General features: G+C 35.8%; 18 protein-coding genes and 1 pseudogene. 10 read left to right on the top strand and 9 right to left on the bottom strand.

Features of this window, described 5'->3' with window-relative positions; all coding sequences use genetic code 11:
- The first annotated feature begins 213 nt into the window (after positions 1 to 213).
- Positions 214 to 1,346 (top strand): IS3 family transposase gene (locus tag I6L31_RS17540; RefSeq protein WP_223235881.1). Its coding sequence is split into 2 segments (ribosomal slippage): positions 214 to 466 and positions 466 to 1,346, totalling 1,134 coding nucleotides; the frame shifts between segments, so codons are not numbered across the junction.
- Positions 1,347 to 1,678: 332 nt separating this feature from the next.
- Here the strand turns inward: I6L31_RS17540 and I6L31_RS17535 are convergent.
- On the bottom strand, positions 1,679 to 1,948 hold the full coding sequence (locus tag I6L31_RS17535) for a hypothetical protein (RefSeq protein WP_004984984.1): 270 nt from the start codon (positions 1,946 to 1,948) through the stop codon (positions 1,679 to 1,681).
- 94 nt (positions 1,949 to 2,042) lie between these two features.
- On the bottom strand, positions 2,043 to 2,270 hold the full coding sequence (locus tag I6L31_RS17530) for a hypothetical protein (RefSeq protein ID WP_005005832.1): 228 nt from the start codon (positions 2,268 to 2,270) through the stop codon (positions 2,043 to 2,045).
- 684 nt (positions 2,271 to 2,954) lie between these two features.
- Here I6L31_RS17530 and xseA point away from each other — a divergent pair.
- Together xseA and xseB are read left to right on the top strand one after the other, a co-directional pair.
- Positions 2,955 to 4,217, top strand: coding sequence for an exodeoxyribonuclease VII large subunit (xseA, locus tag I6L31_RS17525; protein WP_005005834.1), 1,263 nt, complete (start codon positions 2,955 to 2,957; stop codon positions 4,215 to 4,217).
- Positions 4,210 to 4,404 carry an exodeoxyribonuclease VII small subunit gene (gene xseB, locus I6L31_RS17520; RefSeq protein ID WP_004986572.1) on the top strand — a complete coding sequence of 65 codons (195 nt, stop codon included), beginning with the start codon at positions 4,210 to 4,212 and terminating at the stop codon, positions 4,402 to 4,404. Before xseA ends, xseB begins: the two co-directional genes overlap by 8 nt.
- A gap of 46 nt (positions 4,405 to 4,450) precedes the next feature.
- On the opposite strand, the pseudogene I6L31_RS17515 reads toward xseB, so the two are convergent.
- A pseudogene (locus tag I6L31_RS17515) lies at positions 4,451 to 4,653 on the bottom strand (transposase); the annotation flags it as partial.
- 260 nt (positions 4,654 to 4,913) lie between these two features.
- On the opposite strand from I6L31_RS17515, the gene otsB reads away from it, so the two are divergent.
- Both otsB and I6L31_RS17505 read left to right on the top strand, forming a co-directional pair.
- Complete coding sequence (otsB, locus tag I6L31_RS17510; RefSeq protein WP_005005835.1) at positions 4,914 to 5,768, top strand: trehalose-phosphatase; 855 nt, start codon at positions 4,914 to 4,916, stop codon at positions 5,766 to 5,768.
- Positions 5,756 to 7,192 (top strand): trehalose-6-phosphate synthase, encoded by a 1,437-nt coding sequence (locus tag I6L31_RS17505; RefSeq protein WP_005005838.1) that lies wholly within the window; start codon positions 5,756 to 5,758, stop codon positions 7,190 to 7,192. The genes otsB and I6L31_RS17505 overlap by 13 nt, the downstream gene beginning before the upstream one ends.
- A 63-nt stretch (positions 7,193 to 7,255) precedes the next feature.
- Here I6L31_RS17505 and I6L31_RS17500 read toward each other — a convergent pair whose 3' ends face one another.
- The 5 genes from I6L31_RS17500 to I6L31_RS17480 all read right to left on the bottom strand — a co-directional run bounded on the left by I6L31_RS17500 (position 7,256) and on the right by I6L31_RS17480 (position 11,840).
- A complete protein-coding gene (locus I6L31_RS17500; protein ID WP_004986555.1) occupies positions 7,256 to 8,446 on the bottom strand; it encodes an MFS transporter in 1,191 nt (396 codons plus the stop codon).
- A gap of 383 nt (positions 8,447 to 8,829) precedes the next feature.
- Positions 8,830 to 9,474 carry a glycosyltransferase gene (locus I6L31_RS17495; protein WP_005005840.1) on the bottom strand — a complete coding sequence of 215 codons (645 nt, stop codon included), beginning with the start codon at positions 9,472 to 9,474 and terminating at the stop codon, positions 8,830 to 8,832.
- Positions 9,471 to 10,070, bottom strand: a complete 600-nt coding sequence (locus I6L31_RS17490) for a class I SAM-dependent methyltransferase (protein ID WP_005005841.1) — start codon at positions 10,068 to 10,070, stop codon at positions 9,471 to 9,473. The genes I6L31_RS17495 and I6L31_RS17490 overlap by 4 nt, the downstream gene beginning before the upstream one ends.
- The gene (locus tag I6L31_RS17485) at positions 10,063 to 10,839 is read right to left on the bottom strand and encodes a PIG-L deacetylase family protein (RefSeq protein WP_005005846.1); all 777 of its coding nucleotides are present in this window, start codon (positions 10,837 to 10,839) and stop codon (positions 10,063 to 10,065) included. Before I6L31_RS17485 ends, I6L31_RS17490 begins: the two co-directional genes overlap by 8 nt.
- Positions 10,827 to 11,840 (bottom strand): acyl-CoA/acyl-ACP dehydrogenase, encoded by a 1,014-nt coding sequence (locus tag I6L31_RS17480; protein WP_005005847.1) that lies wholly within the window; start codon positions 11,838 to 11,840, stop codon positions 10,827 to 10,829. The genes I6L31_RS17485 and I6L31_RS17480 overlap by 13 nt, the downstream gene beginning before the upstream one ends.
- A gap of 264 nt (positions 11,841 to 12,104) precedes the next feature.
- On the opposite strand from I6L31_RS17480, the gene I6L31_RS17475 reads away from it, so the two are divergent.
- Positions 12,105 to 12,338 (top strand): DUF2171 domain-containing protein, encoded by a 234-nt coding sequence (locus I6L31_RS17475; protein ID WP_004772208.1) that lies wholly within the window; start codon positions 12,105 to 12,107, stop codon positions 12,336 to 12,338.
- A gap of 200 nt (positions 12,339 to 12,538) precedes the next feature.
- Here the strand turns inward: I6L31_RS17475 and I6L31_RS17470 are convergent, their stop codons facing one another.
- Positions 12,539 to 13,945: an iron-containing redox enzyme family protein gene (locus tag I6L31_RS17470; RefSeq protein WP_005005848.1), complete on the bottom strand. Its 1,407-nt coding sequence runs from the start codon at positions 13,943 to 13,945 to the stop codon at positions 12,539 to 12,541.
- Positions 13,946 to 14,118: 173 nt separating this feature from the next.
- Here I6L31_RS17470 and I6L31_RS17465 point away from each other — a divergent pair, with 173 nt between their 5' ends.
- The 4 genes from I6L31_RS17465 to I6L31_RS17450 all read left to right on the top strand — a co-directional run bounded on the left by I6L31_RS17465 (position 14,119) and on the right by I6L31_RS17450 (position 16,950).
- On the top strand, positions 14,119 to 15,051 hold the full coding sequence (locus I6L31_RS17465; RefSeq protein WP_005001898.1) for an IS5 family transposase: 933 nt from the start codon (positions 14,119 to 14,121) through the stop codon (positions 15,049 to 15,051).
- Positions 15,052 to 15,614: 563 nt separating this feature from the next.
- Positions 15,615 to 15,791, top strand: coding sequence for a hypothetical protein (locus I6L31_RS17460; RefSeq protein WP_004986537.1), 177 nt, complete (start codon positions 15,615 to 15,617; stop codon positions 15,789 to 15,791).
- A gap of 107 nt (positions 15,792 to 15,898) precedes the next feature.
- Positions 15,899 to 16,195, top strand: a complete 297-nt coding sequence (locus I6L31_RS17455) for a hypothetical protein (protein ID WP_004981674.1) — start codon at positions 15,899 to 15,901, stop codon at positions 16,193 to 16,195.
- 71 nt (positions 16,196 to 16,266) lie between these two features.
- The gene (locus I6L31_RS17450; protein WP_004986536.1) at positions 16,267 to 16,950 is read left to right on the top strand and encodes a DUF421 domain-containing protein; all 684 of its coding nucleotides are present in this window, start codon (positions 16,267 to 16,269) and stop codon (positions 16,948 to 16,950) included.
- The last annotated feature ends 267 nt before the right edge of the window (positions 16,951 to 17,217 follow it).

Below are 17,217 nucleotides of genomic sequence, written 5' to 3'. Positions count from 1 at the left end.
AAGGCCAAATATACACATTAATAATCTGATCATCTTATTTCTCCTTTAAGTACTTAAAAGCTATATATCTTAGGCATCTATATTTATATGAATCCCTGTAAGACAGCATTTCGAACAACTTTATCAGAGGTGGATCAGGAAATTTGAACAACACTTATAAGTGATATTTTGCTCCCCAAATGATGTTATAAACATCAATATATGGAGTATTTTATGGCACGTAGACCAAGAAGAAATCATTCAAATGATTTTAAAGCTAAGGTAGCACTTGCTGCGATTAAAGCAGAAAAAACACTTGCTGAATTGAGTGCTGAATTTGATGTTCATCAAAACCAAATTATCGACTGGAAAAATCAACTGATTTCAGCTTCCTCGCAAGCTTTCGATCAATCAAAAGCTCCAACAGAACCACCCATCGATCTAAAAAAACTACATGCAAAAATCGGTGAGCAGGCATTAGAAATTGATTTTTTAGAAGGTGTGTTGAAGAAACTGGGCCGCTTCAACCACAAAAGTTAATCGATGACTCACTTCAGATTTCAGTATCTAAGCAAGCTCAGCTGCTGAAAGTCTCCCGTGGTTGTTATTACTATCGCCCAAAACCTGTGAGTGCATCAGATCTGAAGCTAATGCGGTGTATGGATGAGTTACATATGCAATACCCTTTTGCAGGTAGCCGGATGATGCGTGATTTGTTGAATCGTCAAGGACATCATATAGGACGACGTCATACACGTACTTTAATGAAGAAAATGGGCATTAATGCGTTATATTGCAAACCAAATTTAAGCCAGGCTAATCAAGCTCACCGCAAATATCCATATCTGCTCAAAGGATTGGCTATTCAGCGCAGTAATCAAGTGTGGTCTACGGATATAACGTATATCCCTATGGCAAAAGGCTTTGTTTATTTATGTGCTGTGATTGATTGGCATAGCCGCAAGGTACTTGCGCATAGAGTATCGATTAGTATGGAGGTTACATTTTGCATAGAAACATTAAATGAAGCTATTGAAAAATATGGTCGACCTGAAATATTTAATACAGACCAAGGCAGTCAGTTTACCAGTGATGCATTTATTGATGTATTGAAATCAAATGGCATTCAAATCAGTATGGATGGTAAAGGTCGATGGGTTGATAATGTGATGGTTGAACGATTATGGCGGAGCGTTAAATATGAAGAGGTGTATCTCAAAGCCTACAGCAATGTTTTGGATGCGAAGAAGCAATTAAACGCATATTTTGAATTTTATAATTTGAAACGACCTCATTCGAGTCTGGACAAAATGACTCCAGATGAGTTTTACTATGACCAGCTACCACAACAAAATAAGGTAGCTTAACTAGAGCAGAGTATCACTTATAAATAAGCTTTTAGTTGTTCAAACATGTGGGACCACCTCTATCGAAGTTTGAATGAAATGAATTTTCAGTAGTGTGACTCTTTAACAATAAACAGAAACTTGCTACCGCACCTATGCTCACCAAAGTTAAGAATTTCATCTTTAATTCCATCCATGTAGAACTTTTGATTCAAACATATCACTGTGATTTGTATTTATCTAACCGCCTTCTGATGAATTACTGTTCATAATGTAACCACATTATTATTTATGTAATTGAATTTGTTAAACAATGAAACAATTCCTATTAAATTACACTGATTTATTACAACTTATAAATTTAAAGCTTTATGTGCCCATTTCAGAAATTTATCTTTATCGTTGAAATTAGGGACATTCAATAAATTGATATAGGAAACTTCACCAAAGTTTCCTGAGATTTTATTTGATTCAAGAATTGTAAAATCTTCTTCTCGCCCTACATGTACTTCCCGAAAAAACTCCGTAACTTTACGATCAAGGTTTAGTGAGGTAAACGCCTCTCTTTCAACTAAAAAGTCATAGATCTGGCTAATCACATGTAGTTCAAATTTTCTATTCATTTTTTCCGTTCTCATAATTATTTTAACAATTGGTTCAATTTAAACTAATTTCTTTTACGGATAAAGACAATAAAAAACTTACTATCAGGGACAGTTAAATCGATTTTCGCTTAGTCTTTGCCAGTAAGATCTCTATACGTTGAGTAACTTCCAACAATTTAAGCTCAGCATCACGCCAAAAATAATAGACGTCACCATGTATGACATACATTTGCTTAATGTAGTTTTCTGCTTTTGTCTTGTTTACTTTTTTAGCATTAAAACATGGTTTATCAAGCACTATTACCCTGCCATCTAAATCACCACCGATACAAATATTCATTTCTATTCTTCTTGTTGTAAGTAATGATGGCTTTGTTGCATAAATATGTAAGCATCTGATTTAAATAAATTTAATTTTAGATCATAAAATTATCAAAACTTTTAAAATCATATAGTTATGAAATCTTTGTGCAACAAAGCCAGTAATGATTAAAATATATCAGAACAAAAAAGCGCAATTATTTGAACGCACTTTATCGACTAAGCATCTGATAAAAAATTAAAATTTATACCAATACGATTAAGTTAAGCTCCTATTAAAAAAGCCCTACATTTCTGTAAGGCTTTCCCCTTGGTCTTTTGCGCCGAAACAAGGAATCGTTGTTTTTATTTACAACAAAATAATTAAATCATTAATCGAATAAAAAATGAAGAAAAAAAAACCTGCAACTTGGGGAAGGTGCAGGTATAAACTGATATTAACTACCATGGAGAACTTAATACCAAATAATATACTTGGTTTATATTGAGATCTCATTCGCATTTTATACCAAATTATCTAGTAACAAAAAAAGCCCATCAAATGATGAGCTTTTTACGGTAATTAAGTGAATTTCCATATGTACGTCCACTATAGAAGAAATATGCCATATACCTTGATCAAGGTCAAGTGAGCATATTCTCAATTTGCACTTATAGCTTTGCTTTAATACTATTCATCTAACCACTTAAAATAATTGACCTAATGTCTGAACCTCAGTTTTCTCTTAGTGATTATCTATCCACAGTACAGGAAGTAATTCAAATTACTTTCAATGAGCCTGTATGGGTGAAAGCTGAGATCCGTAATCTAAATATTAAGGGCGGACATTACTATCTTGAGTTAGCTGAAAAGGATGAAAGTACCGACAAAGTTATAGCGAGTTGTAAAGGAACCATCTGGAAATTTATAGCTCAGAAAATGGTGCTTAAGTTTGAAAGAGAAAGCGGTGTAGAGCTTTCAAAGGATTTAAATGTCTTGTTAAAAGTTAGAGCCAAGTTTGATCCTCAGTATGGCTTTTCGGTGAATGTTGAAGATATTGATTCAAGCTATACGCTTGGAGACATTGCACGGCACTATCAACAAATTTTAGAAAGACTTACCTCTGAAGGCCTATTAAATAAAAACAAGCTCGTCCCTACTCCTTTTGATATTCAGAATGTCCTGGTAATTGCTCCTGAAAATGCTGCAGGTCTAGGTGACTTCAAAAAAGATGCTGATGCTTTAGAAAAATCTGATGTATGTCATTTCAAGTACTACTCAGCAACATTCCAAGGGAACACAGCTGCGCAAAGTATTATCACCTCTCTAAGTAATGGCCTCAGACAATGGGCTACCGATTTCAATACACCACCTGATCTCATTGTGATTATTCGCGGCGGTGGTGCTGTAAACGACCTTGCCTATTTAAATGATTATGAACTAGCAGCATTGTTGGCCAAACGAACCGTTCCGATTTGGGTCGGCATTGGTCACGAGAAAGACCGTACGATATTGGATGAAGTTGCAAACCGTTCTTTTGATACACCAAGTAAGGTAATTAGTGGCATTCGTAATCTAATTGCTGAACGGACTCAGGATGTCTTAGATTTATTCCAAACCATTAAGCTATTATCCCAACATCAAATCACGGCGTACCAAAGCCAAAATGATCAATACATGAGAGTGATTAAGACGCTTGCGCATGGACAGATTAATGAAGCAAATAAGAGCGTAGATTTGATGCTAAGCACCCTACATTATTTAGCCCAGCAACAGATCAAACTGGCAACTAATCAAGTCGAATCACTGCTGCGGGAAACCCTAATTCAGAATCCAAGAACCGTGATGGCTAAAGGCTACGGAATTGTTCGTAGTGAAGGAAAAGCTATTCGCTCTATTCAACAGATTTCAGGTGATAGCATCCAGGTCGAATTACAGGATGGCACCATTCAAGCAAATGTAACGAAGGTAATTAGTAATGAGTAAAAAAGAACTCTCTTTCAAGGAAGGCTATGGAGTCCTTAAAAAGAATGCCGAGCTATTGGAGTCACAGGAAGAGCCAGACATCGACAATTTAATGAAAATCGTTGAAGAGTCTATGGTGGCATACAAAGCCTGTAAAACACGTGTTGATGCTGTACAACAAGCTTTGAATGAGACATTTAAGGAATAATAAGTTAATAATATGGGAAAATTTTATTTTACTTTTTGGTCTACATTAGATGGAATAAGGATTTGATCATTAAACAATATTGAATAGCGGTGTCAGAGTAAGTTTGATTTCGACCATGCTTGCCTTGTGATTGTGCATACACTAGGTCTTTGGATCGAACCAAATGGCAATATTCCCACGATTAATGAGAGCTCGGTTATATGCGGGCCAATTGGTTGTGCGGTAGATTTTGTGTGTAGGCTTCTTCATTTGAAAATTATATTGCTGAAGAAGCCTTCAAGAATAGGTTTATGCAATAAAGCGACTTCAACTTATACATCTTTGTGTAGCAAAGCTATAATAAATATAAAAAATGAATTCTTATTAAAAATGTAAGAAATATTTACCATGTATTCTAAGCATTACTGATGTAAATTACGTTCTACTTGTGTTTGCTTATTGACAACTTAAGTATTATAAAAAAAATATCAACCTATAATAAAATATAATTGAAATATGAGATACTAAAATTGAGAAATATAATAGATGAATCAATTTCACAATTAGAATACTTGAACTCTTTATTAAGAGACAAGCTTAACTCAAATTACAATAAGCCATGTCTATTCTTAGATATAGATGGAACTTTATCTGATTTTCAATTAGATCCTACTAACAGTTATATTCCGACTAAGACTTTAAATATTTTAAGACAAATTATTTCAAATAAAATTCCTGTTATAGCTGTGACAGGACGAGACATTGATTCTGCACGTAAATTATTTGAATCCCTTGATCTTCCAATTGCTGCATTGCATGGATTAGAAATATATCTTGGAAATGAAAAAGAATTACGTACACCAAAGGGTTTCTTAGAAATTTCACATATTCACAAAATTTTAGCTCGAGCATGTATCGCCTATCCAAGTTTACTGATTGAAAACAAGAAATCATCAATTGCGTTGCATTATAGGAAAGCTCCAGAGCTAGAAGATATAGCAAAAAAAATAATGTTAGAAGCTCAAAAGATATTCCCCAACCTAAGATTAATTCAAGGGAAATTCGTTTATGAATTAATACCCGCTCAAGCCAATAAAGGCTTGGCAATCAAGGAAGTTTTAGCTCATTTAAACCAGTATGAGGTTTACACACCAATTTTCATTGGTGATGACTTTACGGACGAAGATGGTTTTTATTTTGTGAATCAGTTGGAAGATGGCATCTCAATCAAAGTCGGTCAAGGGCTTACCCATGCCAAATACCAGCTTAAAGACACAAAGCAAGTATATGATTTTTTAGAATTATTTTTAGACCATATTCGAAACCATGATAACAATTTTAAGGGTAACAACAACTTAGATGGAGAGAAAACATGTCTAAATTAATTATTTTATCGAATCGAGTCAGTATTCCCAACGGGCAAAAAACTACCGCAGGTGGGCTTGCAGTCGCTATACAAGATGCATTAGATGATATTGGTGGTGTATGGCTCGGATGGAATGGCGAACGAGTTCATAAGCAAGAGGAAGTACATTTTAATATTTTTCGGAAGGATAAAGTTGATTATGTCACCTGCCCTTTAACAAATTCTCAATATTCAGATTATTATGCAGGGTTTGCCAACAATTCACTTTGGCCTGCCATGCATTATCGTTCAGACCTGATTGAGTTTAAAACATCAGAATACGAAGGATATCAAAAAGTAAATTCTTTATTCGCTCAAAAACTTGCCGAAATTGCAGATCCAGACGATACCATTTGGGTTCATGATTATCATTTTTTAAGTGTGGCGAAATATTGCCGTGAACTCGGTATGCAGAATAAAATTGGATTTTTCCTGCACATTCCTTTTGCACCTTTATTTATCTGGCAAAAAATTCCATGTGCTCAACAATTGATTGAGGATCTATGCCAATACGATGTGGTGGGTCTACAAACAGATAAAGATCAAAAAGTGTGTATGCAAGTATGCACATCTTTATTGAACGCACAGAAAATTCAACAAACTTTGTTAAGCTACCATCAACGTTTAACCATAATTAAATGCTACCCAATTGGTGTAAATCCAACAGCGATTCAAAAAGCGGCCCATAAGTTTATTGATGTACAAGACTTCCTTACCCGTCCAGTAGAGCTGAATGCTGCAAAAACCATTATCGGCGTAGATCGGATTGATTATTCAAAAGGTTTACTGGAACGCTTTTTGTCCTATGCAGAGTTCTTAGAGAAATATCCTGAGTATCAGCAGCATATTCAACATTTACAAATTGCTTGCCCATGTCGTTTGGAAGTTCCAGCTTATCAACGTTTATTTGAGCGTTTCAAGATTAAGATCGAGATGATTAATCAGGAATTTGCAAAGGAAGAGTGGCAACCCGTGGAATGTATTTATGATGCAATAAAACATCATCATTTGATGCAAATCTATCGTCAAGCCGATGTGTGCTGGATCAGTTCAATACGAGACGGGATGAATCTGGTCGCGAAAGAATATATTGCCGCGCAAAATCCATCAAATCCTGGTGTACTTATTCTATCCAAATATGCAGGTGCTGCAGAGCATATGTCAGAAGCACTACTGGTTGATCCTACCGATAAAACGGCAATGGTCGATGTTTTAAAAACAGCACTGGAAATGCCACGACAAGAACGTATTTCACGCTACAAACAACTAATGAAAGGTTTAAAAGATTTTGATATTAATGACTGGCGCAATGCATTTCTTAACGACTTACAGAACAAAACCGCTATGCAGGATTTCAGATTCCTGGGAATGCGTAACGTTAACCCTATTTATCAAAATTTATAGTACTTCGATTTGTAAGGAACTGGCAATAATATCCAGTATTGCCAGTTCAATTCACTATGATGCTTATTTCACATAAGTAAACCGATTTAAAGCCACAATCAATAATAATAGACCAGATAACGCCATAAATACTGTCTTTAGACCAATCAGCTCACCAATCATTCCAATGAAAGCAGGTCCAACCAGAATACCTGTATAAGCCAAAGTCGAAACACAGGACAGTGCAACTGCGCTCGGCATCACCGTCTGACGTCCAGCACGGGAAAACATGATCGGGACGATGTTAGAACAACCTGTACCAACCAGTGTATAACCCACTAAAACCAGCCACCAATGAGGCGCGATACTGACTAAAACCAAACCTAAAGTTGCACAAATCGCGCTAAAAGTTAATAGCTTTTTTTCACCAAAATAACGGATCAGATAATGCCCCGTAAAACGTCCTGTGGTCATGGCAATCGCGAAGAAGGTATACGCCAATCCCGCAAAAGCGGCATTAACTCCATATTGTTGCGTTAAATAAATACCACTCCAGTCCATCGCCGCACCTTCCGTCATGAAAATGATGAAGCAAGTAATACCAATTAATATAATCAAAGGTTGTGGCAGACGCTGGCGTATCGACTTTTTCACTTTCGATGACGCTTCAAGAAGGGTGTTTTCTACAGCTTTTATGTTGTATGGCACTGAAAGAAAAACAATAATTACCAACAGTAAACTCACAGCAAATGCGCTTATAACAGACGAAATACTTAAAGCAAGCAATGCAGTAATCGTCAGTACCCCAGCTAATCCACCTAGACTTGCCATACCATGAAAGCCAGACATCAATGATTTTAAGCTATTTTTCTCAACCACTACGGCCTGAATATTGAGAGCAACGCCCAGACTTCCTGCTGCTGTACCAAATAAGAATAAGGTGATCGCCATCATTAACGGCGTGCTCAATAAGCTTAGGCTTGGCAATAAAACGGCAAGCAAAAGTAAAGCGAAACCGATCGGCACACGACAACCAATACGCTGAACAATTTTACCCGTTGCAGGCATAGCTAGCATTGCACCTAAGCCGCCGCATAATAGCAACAAACCAAAATCGGCATGATTAAAATGTAAACGTTGCTGGGCAAAAGGAATCAGCGGTGCCCATGCAGCCGTGGCGAAACCCAGACCGAAAAAGCTAAAACGAGTTGAAAGACGTTGAGCACTTAATTGAATTTCAGGATCAATAAGAGCAGTTCTGGAAAAAAGGATCATTTAATACCATCCACACAAATTAACTCAGAGCGTCCATCTCGGATAAATCGCCATAGAAAAACCCCTGCTAATCTATAGAGAAGTTCTATAAATCCACAGAGGCTTTTATGACGAAATTATACACAAAACCAATCTAAAAACAGTATTTTTTACAAAAATAAAATTTATATATATCAACAACTTATTATTACTTATCAAAATAAAATTAAAGCATTTATTTTTAACACTTTTTCTTCTTAGCTTTTCAATTTAATTAGGCAAAGATATGAATTTACTTAAATTTTGTAAGGATGACAGAATTAAGTAGCTCATTTATAAAGCTGAATAATATATGTCACCCGCTAATGCTGTGGATTAACTTTCTCTCTCGAATTCGGTCAATTTTATAAATGTTTTAAAAAGTACGATAAACCTTCAGGTGCACGTCCATTTAATCGACTGCTAGTGGTGACCCGAACCAAATTACTCCAAGTGATTTTGCAACATTGCTTAATAAATTTTTCAATTAATGAGACATCCTCATGACAAGGAATAGGTTCAAAGCCTCCTGCCTGAATATAGGCTTCGGCACTAAAGCTTAAATTCGCCCCATGTATATGTTGATGATCCATCATGTCCTGATAATGCGTCAGATATTTCTGCTGTTGTTGTATTGATAAGTGACTAAGATCATCCAGTATAACGATACCACAAATGGCATCTGTTGGCTGATGTCGCATTTGGCATAGTAACCAATCTGGATCTACAATTGTATCAGCATCCGTGCAAGCGACCCATGTAACTCCTTGATCGATTAGCTGCCTAATACCAAGGTCTCTGGCCTTGCCCACACAAGCAAAATTACATTCAATCCAGTTCATCTGATGTGACTTTACAATCATGAGGGACTGGTCAGTACAACTGTCTAAAACCACTAGAATCTTGACCTGACCGTGACCTATATACTGTATAGCGTGTTCAATTGACTGCAAACAAGCGGATAAATTCTGTTCTTCATTATGGGCTGGGATAACAATACCTATTTTCATATTAAGCCCTGTTGTTTTGCCAAAGATGAAGGATTTACCGTCCAGATATCAATAATGAAATCTGGATCATTCAGACTTAAATAATGAGTGAACAACAAAGATTGTTTTAAATGATGATGGACTTGAGAAGCATCTAGTTCAAAATCCTGAATAGCGTGACGCCAGTGACAACACAGGATTTCACCTTGTGGCGTTAAACTGTTTTTGAGCTGATAGATCAGTTCATGAAGTTCAGTGCGTGATAAGTAATAGGCCACTTCACTGATGACAATCAGATCAAATTTCTGTTCAGGAAAATATTCAGGAATTTTTTGGTGTTGAACGCTCACATGCTTCAAATTCTGTAAACGTTTAGAGGCCCAATGAACAGCATGTTCAGAAAAATCTAGACATAAAAGCTGATCAGCGCGTTTGGCTAAATGTACACTTAAATGGCCATTGGAACAGCCGATTTCCAACACTGATGAATAATGCTGTTGAGTGAGCAATGCCAAACAAATCTGCCTTTTACGAGCTTCATACCAATGTAAATCATAGCCCCAAGGGTCATTATTGTGATGATATAAGGCTTCGAAATATTGACTAGAATCATTCACAAAGATAAACCTCCCAAGGCATTAACAAACGTTCGATGATTGCTGGAGATAAAATCGCAGCATTGCCTGTACTTTCATCAGCTTCAATCTGACTCTTAAACTGCATGATGGCCTGACGTTTTTTGATTAATTGGGCCTGAGTTAAGTTGTAAGCTCTAGCCTTTTGCCAGTTGATACGCGGATCTAGTGGTTGCGCCCAATGCCAAGCCCAGATCAGCACGTGTAAATATGACATGTCATGAGCTAGAGCAAATGCCTGTACAGTTTTTCCTACCGCTTCATGATCTGGATGCCCATCCTGTGCATAGCTACAAATTAAAATATCTTCCGCTTTAACCAACTTGTCTAATTCTTGCCACAGATGTTCCCTGTGCAAATGAATCTGCCCGTCTGGTAAATTTAATGCAATACGTTGAACATATTCAGAAATATCTAGACACTGTAAAGCCGCCAAGCTTTCTTGTGGGCGAATTTGATCTAATTGATCTGGGCTGTATTTGGTTGAATGTGGATGGCTTTGTGTCCCATTACTGACGGCAACGATCACCAACTGACAATTCAACATAATTAATTGTTGCATCAAGCCGCCACACCCCAGTATCTCATCATCGGGATGGGGTGCGACAATCAAGATTCTTTTGGATTGAAATTTTTTAAAATTGAGTAGAGAAAGCGGCTGATGCTCAAATGCATGCAGCCATTGTTCTCGGGAGGTCCCATGCCCTTCAATAATACGATCTTCGACTAAAGGATGTTTTAGATCTGCCATGATATTTGCTCCTGTAAACATCGTTCAGCAATTTGCTCATCATCAAATGCCGCATGACTTTGCCGAATAAATACAGGTAAATCAGCCATTAGGCTGGCAAAAGTTGCTTGTTCACAAAAAGGCCGTGCTCCAAGCGCTTTTCCTACCCCTTCAATAACCTCCAAACAGCTTTGTTCTGCCTGCGCACGCAAGATCCGTACATCCCGTTCATGGCTAAGCTTGGGTTGGCTATCAATCAGTTGCGCGATATATTGGAAATATTGTCGGGTTACAGCAAGTCGAGTTACCAACCGCCCTAAATACATTTTCTTAAAAGGATTAGGGGCTTTAAGGCAACTTTGTTGTAGCTCATCCACTAACCGCACCGCGGCACCGTACCAGCAAGCTGCAACACCCGCAGCACCATGCCAGAAACCAACCCGATCAAGGTAGTCATTGGGGTGACCAATGAGTTTGACTGCTATCTCTTGAAAATTGACTCTTGCGGTCTGTGTTCCCTTCATGCCTATAGCTTGCCAGTGAGCCAGATCAATGGTGATCAAGGATTGGTTGAGGTCAATAATGCAGAGCTGAGATTGCCCCTGTTGATCTTTAAAACTGATTAATGCTTTATGAATAAATTCAGCGCCTGAACACCACGGCTTAATTCCATTACAAAGCCCATTTTCGACCTGTAACGGCACGGGTCCACCATCGGCAGCCCAAACAGCCCATGTCTCCTCATTGATTTCATGTTGATAACCGAGTTCATGCAAAATACTTAAAGCATCAAAATGGGACTCAAAAAGCTTTGCTAAACTTAGGTCAAAGCCAGCTATCTGGGCAAAAATTTGCCAGCGTTGATAGGTTTGTCCCGAAGCAGGGTCAGGCAATCGTCCAACAGAATGAATCAACTGTTTCAACACAATTGGACGTTGAGTTAGCTTTTCTTCAGCTGAATACTGCTCAAAGCGATTTAATATGTCTAAAGTTGAGCTTTTTATAAATATTTTTCTATTCATTCTTAAAATGTTAATTCAAATGAGTTTATTTAAACAATAATTGAAATAATCTGTTTAGTTAAATAGATAAATTGTAATGAAAAGATAATTATTCGTAATTATTTAACTATTTATTTCTTTTTGTTTCATTGTTAACTAAATAGTAGGTTTAAGTGAATCTATAAAATCATCATGTAAGGATTATTTAAAATCCAACAATTATGAGGAAATAAGCAGTAGCTTAAAGGCTTCTGTGTTGTAATGTTTATAAAAGAGGTTTAAGAAATGAGTACTTTAAATATTCAAGATATTAAAAAACATTCAGATGTAATTGCTTCTTGTGGTACCAAAGTCGGAACAGTTGATCATCTCGAAGGTGATAGCCAACTCAAACTGACGCGTGATGAAAATGATCAGCATCATCTGATCCCAACGGCATGGATTGGTGAGGTCAAAGATGACAAAGTAGTTCTGATTAAAAATTCAGAAGAAGTTAAACAACAATGGCAAGCTATTTAAATTATCGTAAAATAAAGAGTACTGCTAGAATTTGATCGTACTCTTTATTTCTTTGTAAGTAATTTCAAAAAAGCCCTAAGCCTTCGCAATGTCCGTTTGAATCAAAGGTGTTTCATTTCATACGTGTAAAAAATAGCGAGATGCAATCTATTTGTCATAGACTACATCTATTCTGTATAAATTAATAAGTTAGCCTACTCTTATTTAAAATTACTGCCTAAGAATGGGAAAATATATTCAACTACTTTTTGCGTAGCCCATAAACCAATCTCTTGGTGATGTTGATGTGGAGCTAAATATGGCATCAATTTGCTAATTTTATGTCCAGTATTTGTAGATATCTGAATTTGCTGCTGTAACAGCAATAATTCCTTTTCTGACAAATAACTAAAATCATTTAGTTCTATAAAGTTTTTTATATATTCTGTATTTACTGGGTTAATGCGTCTACTTGAATTAGCACCAGCAATCCAATCATAAATAAAAGCTTTTTCTGCAGCAGAGAAAACTCCAAACATTTTCCCATCTTCATCATTGATCATTTTCCAAAATCGGCTATGTTCAGGATCTTCGTTAAGCTTAATCCATCCTATTTTTATTAGCTCAAGAATGAATTCCTCAACCTGATCTTCTTCTGATAGCCATGAATTTACAGACTTATTCTTAAACTTGCATTTCTCATTATGCATGTGCTTTCCAACCAAAGCTTTGCTCTTGAAAATGTCCAGAACCACTCGCTCAGTATTTAGGTTCTTTATTATTTGAACTGAGCTAATTCCCCGATTATTCAATAAAAAGCCTATCTTTAATTTACGAATAAATTCGGATTGATTTGGGTAACGTTTGGCTAAACATTTGATCGCATTTGTAGCTAATTGAGCATGTCCATTATCAAAGTTATCAATTGTAATGTGTAGGTTAAAATATTTGGAATCAATACCTAACTCTTTAAGTTCATAATTTGTAATCAGTAAATGAAGTGGTAGTTGTTCGTATCCAAAATTAAAACCTGCAATCTCGGGTATAAAATCTGATGGAGCATAAGCTAAAGCCAATTGTATTGCTGACTGGTGATAGTATTCATCAGGTAAATTCATTGAAAATTGATGAAGACCAAGTGATAGAAGTAATTTATTGAAAATTTTTACATGGTTACTTTGACTAGAACCTAACCCCAACTCCTCAACATATATCTGTATAAAGTCTCTAAAAGCTGGATCATTCCAGTACTGCGTAAAGCTATAAAGCCAAGCACCGTCTACACGTTTGGTCGGTGCTACTTTGTATAAAAATTCATAAGCTTTACTTGTAGTTCCAAAAAACTCCCTTGCACTCCCATTTTCACGCCTTTCTAAGTACTCTTTGTAATGCAAGCATTGCGTTTTATTATGTTTCTGCATCCAGACTGCCAATTGATCAACATTAGTAGGAAAATCAGAGAAATCACTATCCAAATGAAGTATTTCGTTTTCTAGGAAATGATAAGCTTTCAACTCTTTTTCAGAACGTGACATTGATGGATCTAAGAAAAATTGTGTTATTTCAAAATATTTCTGATGGGCATCGGTTATTAAATTTAAAATTCTCTCTTTTACTGCAGTAGGCATTATAATTCTCTCGCGGTAAATAACTTATACCAACATAATTGACACTTGTACTTAATTAATTAACAACTTTGAAAAGAAACGTTAACAAATGTAATCCTTTAGTTTATTTAGTTTTAAAAGGCTTTGTTGCACAAACCTAGCCTATAAGGTTTATTCAGTCCTATAATTTCAAAATGAATAAACCTACTCTTAAAACTTATCGTACAACCAACTGGTCTTCCTATAATCGCGCTCTCATTAATCGGGGCAACATTTCCATTTGGTTTGATCCAAACACTCAGTGGTATGCACAACCACAAAACAAGCAAGGTCGAAATCAAACTTACTCCGATACGGCTATTCAATGCTGTTTAATGATCAAATCTTTATTTAGACTCTCTTTACGCATGGTCACAGGTTTTGTTCAAAGTCTGATTAAACTTTGTGGATTAAATTGGACCGCACCAGATTACAGTACGCTTTGTCGAAGACAAAAACATATTGATATTGCGATTAACTATCAAAAAAGTAGCGATGGACTGCATCTACTCGTAGACTCTACAGGCATGAAGTTTCTAGGTGAGGGCGAATGGAAACGCAAGAAACATGGAGCTGAATATCGTCGCCAATGGCGTAAACTACATATTGGTATAGATGCCAAAACCCTACAAATACGCGCTATTCAGCTCACAACCAATAATGTCAGTGATTCACAGGTGCTTGGTGATTTACTTAATCAGATTCCACAAGATGAGCAGATTGACTCTGTTTATACCGATGGAGCTTATGACACCAAGCAATGCCGTCAGGTCATTGCAGATCGGCAAGCACATGCGGTGATTCCACCTAGAAAAAATGCGAAACCATGGAAAGATACAAAGAGTAGCTCGCTAGAGCGAAATGAATTACTTCGAACAGTTAAACGTTTAGGCAGGACATTATGGAAAAAATGGTCAGGCTATCATCGCCGCAGTTTGGTGGAAACTAAGATGCATTGCATCAAATTATTAGGAGATAAACTCAGTGCAAGGAGTTTTGATAGCCAAGTGAATGAGATCCATGCACGTGTAGCAGTCCTTAACAGATTTACGGAATTAGGTCGACCACTTACCCAAGTTACGCCTTAAATTTGGCTCAATTAGGGGCGCTTTGCATTTCAAATCTTTGTGCAACAAAGCCGTTTTAAAATACAAAAATTTAAGTAAATAATTATAATATTTGAAATAAAGAAACATTTCACTATATGTGATTTCAATCACATTCATTAAAATTAAAAAAATATGGTGCTTAAAATTAGTGAAAAAGCATTTTATCTAATTTATAAAATTGTTAACTGTATTTATTGAAAGTACAAGCACTGCTATTATTTCTGTCGTTATTCTGTTGATATCCTACACGGATTTTTCTTTTTTTTAAAATTAAAAAAAATCAATAAATTACAAACACAAATCCAATCAAAAAGATATAAATCTGAATTAAGAATAAAATTTAACATTGTTAGCCTTTTGTAAAAAACAAAATATATATTTCCATTTATTATCAACACCTAAACCTTTAAAACAAACACAATTTAACTCAAAAATTAAAATGTAACACCTCTGATGTTTTTTAAAACACAAATTATGATATTAATAATAAATCTACTGATTAATTAATGTAGATTAATTCTAATCTTATGAGGTTCAGTAAAATGACTAATCAAAATCAACAGCAGAAAAATCAGCAACAGCAGCAGCCAAATCAACCGCAAAAAAAGCCAGATCAGCAACAACAGCAACAGCAACCAGACCAACCACAAAAAAATCCGAATCAGCAAAAACAACCGAACCAAAACCAGAAAAATGACCAACACGCTCAACAGAAATAATAGTTTTTCATGTTGAATAATATTATTAAATTCTTAAACTCATTCATTAATTAAATCCAACTATGAATTTTTTTTGAATTCTTAGTTGGATAGAATTGGAGTTCATTATGACTATCAATGACCATCAAGACGAAAACCCAATCAAGCATGATTGGCGTACAGATTATTCAAACCGCCCATATTACGGCGATATCCAACGAGAACTTCCTGATGTAGATTATGACCGTGATCTTCGTTCAGCCTATGAATTAGGTCAGCATGCCCGAAATGAGCGTGGTACTGATGCACGATTTGAGGATTCAGAAAGTGATCTAAAAGTAAAATGGGAAGAACTAAAGGCTGAATCACGCTTAAAGTGGGAACAAGCCAAACATGCGATTAAAGATGCATGGGACAAAATGTAAGCCAATATAATGATAATGAGCCTTTTAGGCTCATTATCAGCACATCTAAATAATAATTAAATAGGTGTAAAATGGACTTTATAAAAATACTATTAGCTGATACTACATTTACTTTTGCAGCAGAAATTGTACTTCGTAGTGTCTTGATGTACTTCCTGATTATCTTAGTTTTAAGATTTTCTGGTAAACGTGGTGTTAGACAACTTTCCATCTTTGAAATCGCAATTATTCTTAGTTTAGGATCTGCTGCTGGCGATGCTATGTTCTATGAAGAAGTTCCGATCATACATGCTGTCATCGTTTTTGCAGTAATTATGGCTTTATATCGCTTAACAACTTATTTAATGATGAAATCCGATGCTATTGAGACCGTATTGGAAGGTCGACCTATATACATCGTCAAAAATGGTTTACTGATTGTTGAAGATATTAAGCAAGAAAAGTATTCATACGATGAATTCTTTGCTGAAATGCGCCAAAAAAAAATAGAGCATCTCGGACAAGTTAAAATAGCACTGCTTGAGACTGATGGCTGCCTAAGCGTGATCCCATATTCTAAAGAAAATATAAAATGGGGCCTTCCTCTGTTTCCCGATGAATACCAAATCGCAGATCATCATAATGTCGATCACTTTTATTCTTGTATGTTGTGTGGTCAAACCCAACGTTTAAATCATTTAAATGAAGAATGCCCTCGCTGTCAAAATACAAAATGGGCTAAATCCTGTTTGTATTGTGAGGAATATCAAAATTAATAAGCTTTTGTTTTGACTTAGATTAATTCAATATTATTTAAAATGAATAGTTTAAGCGAACAAAAAATACACATTTCTTTACCTTACTCAAAGCGTAAATACTTAAAGTTTATATGGGTATCTTTGATCCAAAAAAGAGTTTTCTTGCAAGTAACTCATATTCGATTGTAGATAACCTATTAAATTGTATAAGCACAAAATATCCGTCAACAAATAAGCCATTAACTTACGTGAAAATAAATACTTATTTTCATAAAACGTTATAAA

The sequence above is a fragment of the Acinetobacter septicus genome (genome assembly GCF_019355975.1).
Classification (GTDB): domain Bacteria; phylum Pseudomonadota; class Gammaproteobacteria; order Pseudomonadales; family Moraxellaceae; genus Acinetobacter; species Acinetobacter ursingii.
Note: the sequence above shows the minus strand (reverse complement) of the source record. Positions and strands in the feature narration are given on the sequence as shown.